This is a genomic window from Phormidesmis sp. 146-33 (genome assembly GCF_052939515.1).
The window spans coordinates 122,655-131,290 of the sequence record NZ_JBJPHU010000006.1; the positions used below are offsets into that span (position 1 = coordinate 122,655).

Sequence of the window (8,636 nt, forward strand, 5' to 3'; positions counted from 1 at the left end):
GGGAGAGATTGAGCAGGGTGCGTTTTGCTGGCTCAACCTACCCTACAAGGAGGCTTTCTGAATATGCAGCCGCAGCGAAGGAATTTATAATGCTGCATCCGACCAACACGATCGCCCCACCCAAAATTCTAAAAATCCTTTGCACCAATCCTTCTGATAGAACGACACAGCAAGACTTACGAGAATGCGATACGATCGAGACATGAGAAGACGAACCTTGCTAATCGGTAGTACGACGATCGCTGGAATGGTTTTGTCATCCCATTATTTAAACAGGAAATCACCAGACATGGCTGCAACTAATCACGAATTTGAAATTACAAAAACTGATGATGAATGGCGCAAGCTGCTCACCCCCGAACAGTTTCAAGTGCTGAGAAAGCATGGCACAGAACGGGCGGGCACCAGTCCCTTAGATAAAGAGTATGGGGAAGGGCAATTTGTTTGTTCTGGGTGTGAGTTGCCGCTCTTTACATCAGAGACCAAGTTTAATAGCGGAACGGGTTGGCCTAGCTTTTATGCTCCGATCGAAGGGGCTATTGAAACGACCACCGATCGCAGTCTCTTTATGACTCGTGTTGAAGTTCATTGTCGTCGTTGTGGTGGACATTTGGGGCATGTGTTCAAGGATGGGCCCAGACCGACGGGCGATCGCTACTGTATGAATGGTGTCTCTCTGAAGTTTGTCCCCGCTTAACAACGGTTTGAGCCTCTCTAAAAGGGGCGGTTAATTATGAGACCCAATGCCTTAATCAGGTGTTGGGTTTTATTTTGTGAGTTTTATTTTGTGAATAGCACCATTCGCAACGTCGATCGTATAGCAATCCTATTTGACGTGAATTCGATGGAATGCTTTCGCTGCGGTGATTAATCCGGGCTGCCCCTAAATCCTCTAATGCTGGGGGACTTTGAACCAGAAGATTATTTAGCCAACTGATATAGGTTCCCTATTTTTGACGGGTGAGGCGCAGAAGTGCTGAATAACGGACTGGACAAATTGACCGAACTTACTTTAGCAACCTTATCAAGAGCGTGTTATGACTGATTCTCTACAGTGTTCACGGCGGCAATATCCATTCTGTTGGAGGCCGATTAGTTCAAACAATATGCATACGATCGCTCCCCCTGCTGCCAATTCAACTTCATCACCCAATGACACAGGGCTAGTGATCGGAGGAACGATCGCGCTGGTACTTCCTTTTTTATTTGTTTTGCCTGTGATGGGCTATCGCAAATATCGAACAATTGTACTGCATCGTCAGATGGCAACTCTAGAGCGCTTATGGAAAGTTGATTCTCATAAGTTATAGATCATTAAACGTAAAGGGTAATGAGCCAGGTATTACAACCCGATCGCTCACTACCCCGTTACCCGTTATGAAAAATCAATTAAAGATGAAGCTTTTACAACAGCTTTTTTACACAGAGGCCGCCTGATCAGAATTCAAAGCTGACGGAGGATTGAGTGCCAGCATCACTCGTGAGATTCCGGTAAACAGTACACTTGATCCCACCAAAGTCCCCAGTAACCAGGGCGCATCAAAGGGAAACTGAAACCAGATCATGCCGCCCAACAACAGCGTGACAATGCCATTCCCAAGGGCCCAAGTCCAGTTGTGTTGAGGACGCAAACGAAAGGCCAGGATGATCTCAAAAACACCTTCTGTTAACAAGAAGCTACCTAACAAAATCGTCAGCGTCAAAATCCCGGTGAATGGATTGACAAACAACATGATGCCCGTGCCAATGTAGAGCAGACTGAGCAAAAGCTTCCAAATAAAGCCGCCCTGAGTGCGTGTCTGAAATGCATAGCCAAACTTAGCAAATCCAGCAGAAAGCACAATCAAAGCCACCCATGTTTCAGCAAAAATAGTGGAAACAGAAGGTAGTGCGATCGCCAAAATTCCAAATACAATCAGCAGCACCCCAATCCAAATCGAACCCCGATTCTGCTTTTGAAGATCCGTCTTGATATCTGTAACATTCGTCGTCATACAAAAGTTTCTCCTATAGTGATTGGATTTGCTTTTATAACTTAGAGAGTTTTTTTGAGATTTAATACAACCCTAAGATAGACTCAACGTTACGATCGGGGCTGATCTCGTTTTGACGATCGGTTGCCTTTTACTTTCCCTCTTTCTAAAGGCTACCGTGTACAGACAAGCGGATTGATCAGTCATTGCCAAGATGTTCCGCCCCCTACATCCCCCATTTTGGGTAACTTTGAGTAGAAAGATTTTTACAGTTCAAGCAATTTCTTAAGGGTTCAAAGTCCCTCACTCGTGGGGGATTTAGGGGGCTGAAGCCGACTGAAACGAAGCGATTAACGACTTATGTATACACGATGGACTTCTAGTACCAAATTCACTAGTTACTGATACAGATCCTCGCCCCCTAAATCCCCCATTTTGGGGGACTTTGAAACGGCTTCCCTGATAGGTTTTTTTCAAATCTGAGAGATAGAAATCGGTTAATCAACTGATTTTTTATGAGTATCATTTGTTGGTTGATTTGGTATAAGGGAGATTAGAAAAAATGTACAGCTTTGCAAAGCGTTGGTATGAGATTCTTAAGGAATTTTAGTTAAGAAATTTAAGCTTTGATTTTTGCTCACCCACGATATCTGAAAAAACACAAGTCAATCTTTCTTTAGAGGGAATTGCATCTACCGATAGAGGTGGAAAATTGTATTTGTTCCTAACTTAGAATAGCCGTCGTTGAGAAACCTCCGCAAAGTCAGAGGGTAGACAAAATAATCACATAGACCTGCCCAACGCTGCGATATCACAGGTCTAGCACTTGTTCACATTTGGAAATTTGCCATGTATGAAGTCGTCCAAGCGGTCTTAAATAGCGAAGAAAAAATCGCGCTACGCCAACTGATCGAAGCCCTGAGCGAATCGGGGAACCGTTACTTTTTGAGGAATGAAATCCTTTTAGCGTTTGCAGATTATTGTCATCGATCGCAAAAACCAGGTTACTTTTATCGCGCCTCGTCGCTAGGTAAGCTGATTCATCACACTCACGAGATCATGCTAGAAAGCGACAACATCTGGCTAATCGTGCGCCCCTGGATTGCCAGCCAACAGATCTGGCGCTGGGATGCAGACCTCGAAAAAGCTGAACGCATGACCCCCCAAGCACTCCTCGAAGCGCGCGATCGCCTAGTCAATCGGGCCCAGCCTCAGATTTTTGAGCTAGATGTCAGTGCGTTTTACAAAGATAGTCCTGAAATTAGCGACCCGCGCACCATTGGTCAGGGGCTAGAGTTTCTCAATCATTATCTGTGTGATGAGTTGCAGACCAATCCTCAATACTGGTTAGACGCACTGTTTGAAGCGCTGCACTTGCGTCAATATAATGACATTCCGCTGCTGGTCAACGATCGCATTCACAACGGACAAAAACTTCGCGAACAGGTTCAACAAGCGCTGCGATTTTTACGACTTCATGATCCGGATGCGGCCTATGCCGACTTTCACCCCAAGCTGCAAGAAATGGGACTGGAGCCAGGATGGGGCAATACGATCGGGCGAACCTGCGAAACATTAGAACTGCTCGATCGCTTGATTGACAGTCCCCAACCCGCAATCTTAGAGGCATTTGTGTCTCGTGTGCCTGCGATTTTTCGAGTGGTGCTGGTCTCGGTGCATGGGTGGGTGGGACAAGAAAGTGTGCTGGGGCGACCCGAAACCGCCGGACAGGTGGCTTATGTGTTGGATCAAGCCCGGAGTCTAGAAAATAAGCTGCGAGAAGACATTCAGATTGCAGGACTCGATTTGCTGGGAATCCAACCCCAGGTGGTGATTTTGACGCGGCTCATTCCCAATTGTGAAGGCACTCAGTGTGGGCTGCGCTTAGAAAAAATCGATGGGACAGAGCACGGCTGGATTCTCCGGGTGCCCTTTCAAGAATTTAACCCCAACGTCACTCAAAATTGGATTTCTAAATTTGAAATCTTCCCTTATCTAGAAAGCTTTGCGCTAGATGCCGAAGCCGAACTGCTCAAACAATTACAGGGTCGTCCCAATCTAATTATTGGTAACTACACCGATGGTAATTTGGTGGCATTTCTATTAGCGCGTCGGCTCAAAACGCTGCACTGCAATATTGCTCATTCTTTAGAGAAACCTAAATACTTATTCAGCAATCTTTATTGGCAAGATTTAGAGGATCAGTATCATTTTTCGGCTCAATTTACCGCCGATTTGATCAGCATGAATGCGGCAGACTTTGTGATCACATCGTCGTATCAAGAAATCGTCGGAACGCCTGAAACGGTAGGGCAGTACGAATCCTACAAGTGTTTTACGATGCCTCAGCTTTATCACGTCGTCGATGGGGTTAATCTCTTTCATCCCAAGTTTAATCGAGTGCCACCGGGAGTAAATGAGACGTTTTTCTTCCCTTACACTCAGACAGAAGAGCGACGCAACTGTACGCGCATTCAAGACTTAATCTTTCAGCGTCAATCCGATGACATTTTGGGCAATTTGCAAAATTCTGAGAAGCGATCGATGCTGGCCGTTTCTCCCATAAATGCCATCAAAAATCTTGCGGGATTAGTGGAATGCTTCGCCAAAAATCAGGAACTTCAAGATAAGTGCAATCTGATTTTAGTCACCAACAAAATACATGCCTCAGCCGCAAAAAGTCCCGAAGAAGCGGACGAAATTGCAAAGCTGCATCACCTGATCGACCACTATCAGCTTCACGATCGCCTGCGGTGGATTGGCATTCGGCTCCCCAGTGAAGATTTGGGAGAAGTGTATCGAGCGATCGCGGACAAAGGCGGGATTTTTGTGCATTTTGCGCGATTTGAGGCGTTTGGACGCACCATTTTAGAAGCGATGATCTCTGGCTTACCGACCTTTGCCACTGAGTTTGGCGGAGCCGTAGAAATCATTCAGGACGAAGAAAACGGCTTTTTGATCAATCCCACCGACTTTGAATCCAGCACTCAAAAAATCTTGCAGTTTCTCCAACAGTGTGACGCTGACGCTATGGCATGGAAAACACTATCCGACAAATCCATCCATCGCATTCGCGAACAGTATAATTGGCGATTACACACAGAGCGATTGTTGGTGATCGCCAAAGTTTACGGATTTGGCAGCTACATTTCTCGTGACAGTCGCGAACCTCTGATGCGATACCTGGAAGCGTTATTTCATCTGCTTTATAAGCCGAGAGCCGACCTGATCTTGGAACAGCACAAGCAGCGATGAAGTCATCAGTGTTAAGTTGTCTACCAAAACAAAAACAAGTCTTAAGTTCTGAATGAAAGTACAACAACCGCCGGGGGGAGAGGGACAATAGAAAAAGTTTCACGACCTCAGTAGCACAGAACACAATCAACCCTTTCTAGATTGGCGTGACTTTTAGAAGACTAGCGCTGCAACTGCACAACATGGAAAGCTGCCTAAATTCCTTCGCTAGTGAGAACTTTGAATCAGAACCCCAGGCTTGAAGTTCTCTAACACGCCCGATCGAGGACAAAAACCGAATTCCAACGCAAAAAAACTTCCTGAAAACAGACGTTCAGACGTTAAATTGACAGCCCATTCCTTCCCCCGTGACGATATGCAGACCCAATCTCCCCCTCCCCAAGTCGATCAAGCCCTGCTCATGAACACTCCAGATCAATCTCCTGCCCTCAGATACACCGATTGGACATTGATCGAAACTCAATGGATTCCTGACCAACTACACGCCAGAGAAACCGTCTTTACGATCGGCAATGGCTACGTCGGCACCCGCGGCACCTTTGAGGAAGGCTACCCTCGTGCGACTCCTTCGACGCTGATTCATGGCGTTTATGACAGTGTGCCTGTGATGTACACCGAGTTGGTCAACTGTCCCGATTGGCTGCCTTTGTCGGTGAGCCTCAATGGAGAGCGGTTTCGCCTGGAGCAGGGAGAAATTTTGAGCTATGAGCGACAGTTGGATGTGAGGCGAGGTTTGTTGAGTCGATCGGTGCGGTGGCGCAGTCCCAATGGCAAGACGATCGAGTTGAAGTTTGAGCGATTTGCGAGTTTGGCTGACCAGAATGTGTTGGCTTTGCGCTGTCAGATCACGCCGATCGACTTTAGTGGCTATATCGAAGTCCAGGCGAGTATGAATGGCTATCCCGAAAATCAGGGCTTTAATCACTGGGAATGGCTCAATCAGGGCAAAGCTGATCAGGGGGTGTGGCTCCAGGTGCGGACTCGCAGTTCGAGAATTGAGTTAGGGATGGCTTCAGGAATGACGATCTCTGGGGCAGAAGCGTCGTTACAGGTGACGAGCGTTCCCGGTTATCCCACCCTGACTTCTGGATTTATGGCAGCAGATGGGCAGACGGTGACCGTCGAAAATGTGATCACGGTTTTCACCTCTAGAGAGGTCGAATCGCCTGCTCAAGCGGCTCAAACAAAATTGGCCGACTTGCCGCCTTATGATCAATTACTCAAAGCCCACGAGCAGGCCTGGAGTCAGGTGTGGCAAACCAGCGATGTCGTGATCGAAGGCGACACCAGAGCACAACTCGCGATTCGTTACAACCTGTTTCAGCTATTGATTGCGGCTCCTCAACAGGACGATCGCGTTAGCATTCCTGCAAAAACGCTCTCTGGCTTTGGTTATCGAGGTCACGTCTTTTGGGATACCGAGATTTTCCTGCTGCCCTTTTTTACTTATACGCAGCCCGCGATCGCTAAAAATCTGCTCACCTATCGCTACCACACCCTGGCCGGAGCGCGACGCAAAGCGGCCTACTATGGCTACAAAGGGGCGATGTTTGCCTGGGAAAGTGCCGATACGGGGGATGAAGTCACGCCTCGCTGGGCGTTGCCGACTGACCCTTATGCCGAAGATATCCGAATTTGGTGCCGCGATCGGGAGATTCACATCAGCGCAGATATCTCGTATGCAACGTGGTATTACTGGAAAGCAACAGGCGACGATGAATGGATGCGCGATTGTGGGGCGGAATTGATTTTAGATACGGCGGTGTTCTGGAGAAGTCGCGTTGAGTGGAATACCAAAAAAGAATACTATGAAATCCGAGAAGTAATCGGAGCCGATGAATATCACGAACACGACGTACACAACAGCGCATTCACCAATCGGATGGCTCAGTGGAATCTAGAAAAAGCAATCTATGTCTTTGATTGGCTGTTTCACACCTACCCCGACAAAGCGATCGAGCTACAGCAAAAATTACAACTGACTTCAGAGCGGCGATCGCGTTGGGAAGATATTGTCAAAAACATCTCCATTCCCTATGACAAAAAGACGGGCTTGATTGAAGAGTTTGACGGCTTTTTTGCCCTCGAAGACATCAACTTAGCAGACTATGAGCCGCGCACAAAATCCATGCAGTCCATTTTGGGCATTGATGGCGCTAACAAGCGTCAAGTTCTCAAACAGCCCGACGTATTGATGCTGCTGTATCTGATGCGTCAATCTCAAGAGTTTCCCTACAATCTGGAGATCTTGCAGAAAAATTGGGACTACTACGCCCCGCGCACCGATATTACCTATGGCTCCTCGCTTGGCCCAGCGATTCATGCCATTCTCGCGTCTGATTTGGGTGATCCGCAAGAAGCTTACGATCGCTTTATGCAGGCCGCAATGGTCGATCTCGAAGATGTGCGCGGCAATGCCGCCGAAGGGATTCACGGAGCGTCTGCGGGGGGCATTTGGCAAGCGGTAATTTGGGGATTTGCGGGGGTAAAGTTGACTGAAGATGGGCCGATCGTCAACCCTCACTTGCCTCCCAATTGGACGCGATTAAAATTCAAACTACACTGGCGCGGTGAATGGCACGAATTTGATCTGACGAATGCAACGACCAGCAGTTCAGAACCCGTAATTCAGCAGGTGAAATCATGACTCCATCGGACAATTCTCTGACGAATTCTGCCCCTTTGCCCCATCCTTTTGACATTCAGGGCGTGATTTTTGATCTAGATGGCGTGTTGACCGACACCGCAGAATATCACTATCGATCGTGGCAACGATTAGCTGATGAAGAGGGGTTGCCCTTCGATCGTCAAGCGAATGAAGCGCTGCGAGGTGTGTCTCGTCGTGAATCGTTAATGCACATCATTGGGAACCGATCGTATACAGAAGCGCAAATCCAGGAGATGATGGAGCGCAAAAACAAAAACTACGTCGAATCGATCAAAGAAGTGACTCCAGCCGATCTACTTCCGGGATCGCTAGAGCTATTAGACGAACTCAGGCAAGCCGGAATCAAAACAGCATTAGGATCGGCCAGCAAAAATGCTCGTACCGTGATTGAGAAACTGGGCATTGTCGATCGAATCGATGCGATCGCCGATGGCTACAGTGTGCAAAATCCCAAACCTGCACCGGATCTGTTTCTCTTTGCGGCTAATGAGATTGGGTTACAGCCGTTTCAGTGTGTCGTGATCGAAGACGCAGCGGCGGGAATCGAGGCCGCGATCGCGGCGGGAATGTGGGCGGTCGGATTGGGGCCCAGCGATCGCGTCGGGTCGGCCCATGTCGTGTTACCCAGTCTTGAAGGCATCAAATGGTTAAACTTACGAACAAAATTAGCGAACGTCGCGAGTAGCAACACTTCGGACAAAATTAAGCAGCGATCACGCCGTAGGAGCGCAGACTTTCGT

6 protein-coding genes are annotated in these 8,636 nt (G+C 47.8%); 5 read left to right on the plus strand and 1 reads right to left on the minus strand.

Annotated elements, in window-relative coordinates; all coding sequences use genetic code 11:
- The first annotated feature begins 289 nt into the window (after positions 1-289).
- Together msrB and ACJ2PR_RS04600 are read left to right on the plus strand one after the other, a co-directional pair.
- A complete protein-coding gene (gene msrB / locus ACJ2PR_RS04595) occupies positions 290-697 on the plus strand; it encodes a peptide-methionine (R)-S-oxide reductase MsrB (RefSeq protein ID WP_446870469.1) in 408 nt (135 codons plus the stop codon).
- 340 nt (positions 698-1,037) lie between these two features.
- Positions 1,038-1,310 (plus strand): hypothetical protein, encoded by a 273-nt coding sequence (locus ACJ2PR_RS04600; protein WP_446876106.1) that lies wholly within the window; start codon positions 1,038-1,040, stop codon positions 1,308-1,310.
- 108 nt (positions 1,311-1,418) lie between these two features.
- Here the strand turns inward: ACJ2PR_RS04600 and ACJ2PR_RS04605 are convergent, their stop codons facing one another.
- Positions 1,419-1,994 (minus strand): HdeD family acid-resistance protein, encoded by a 576-nt coding sequence (locus tag ACJ2PR_RS04605; RefSeq protein ID WP_446861283.1) that lies wholly within the window; start codon positions 1,992-1,994, stop codon positions 1,419-1,421.
- Between the two features lie 828 nt (positions 1,995-2,822).
- On the opposite strand from ACJ2PR_RS04605, the gene ACJ2PR_RS04610 reads away from it, so the two are divergent.
- The 3 genes from ACJ2PR_RS04610 to pgmB form a co-directional block, all read left to right on the plus strand.
- Positions 2,823-5,228, plus strand: a complete 2,406-nt coding sequence (locus ACJ2PR_RS04610) for a sucrose synthase (protein ID WP_446876107.1) — start codon at positions 2,823-2,825, stop codon at positions 5,226-5,228.
- 400 nt (positions 5,229-5,628) lie between these two features.
- Positions 5,629-7,875 (plus strand): glycoside hydrolase family 65 protein, encoded by a 2,247-nt coding sequence (locus ACJ2PR_RS04615; RefSeq protein ID WP_446876108.1) that lies wholly within the window; start codon positions 5,629-5,631, stop codon positions 7,873-7,875.
- On the plus strand, positions 7,872-8,636 hold a 765-nt coding region (pgmB, locus tag ACJ2PR_RS04620; protein ID WP_446876109.1), incomplete at its 3' end, for a beta-phosphoglucomutase. The genes ACJ2PR_RS04615 and pgmB, both read left to right, overlap by 4 nt.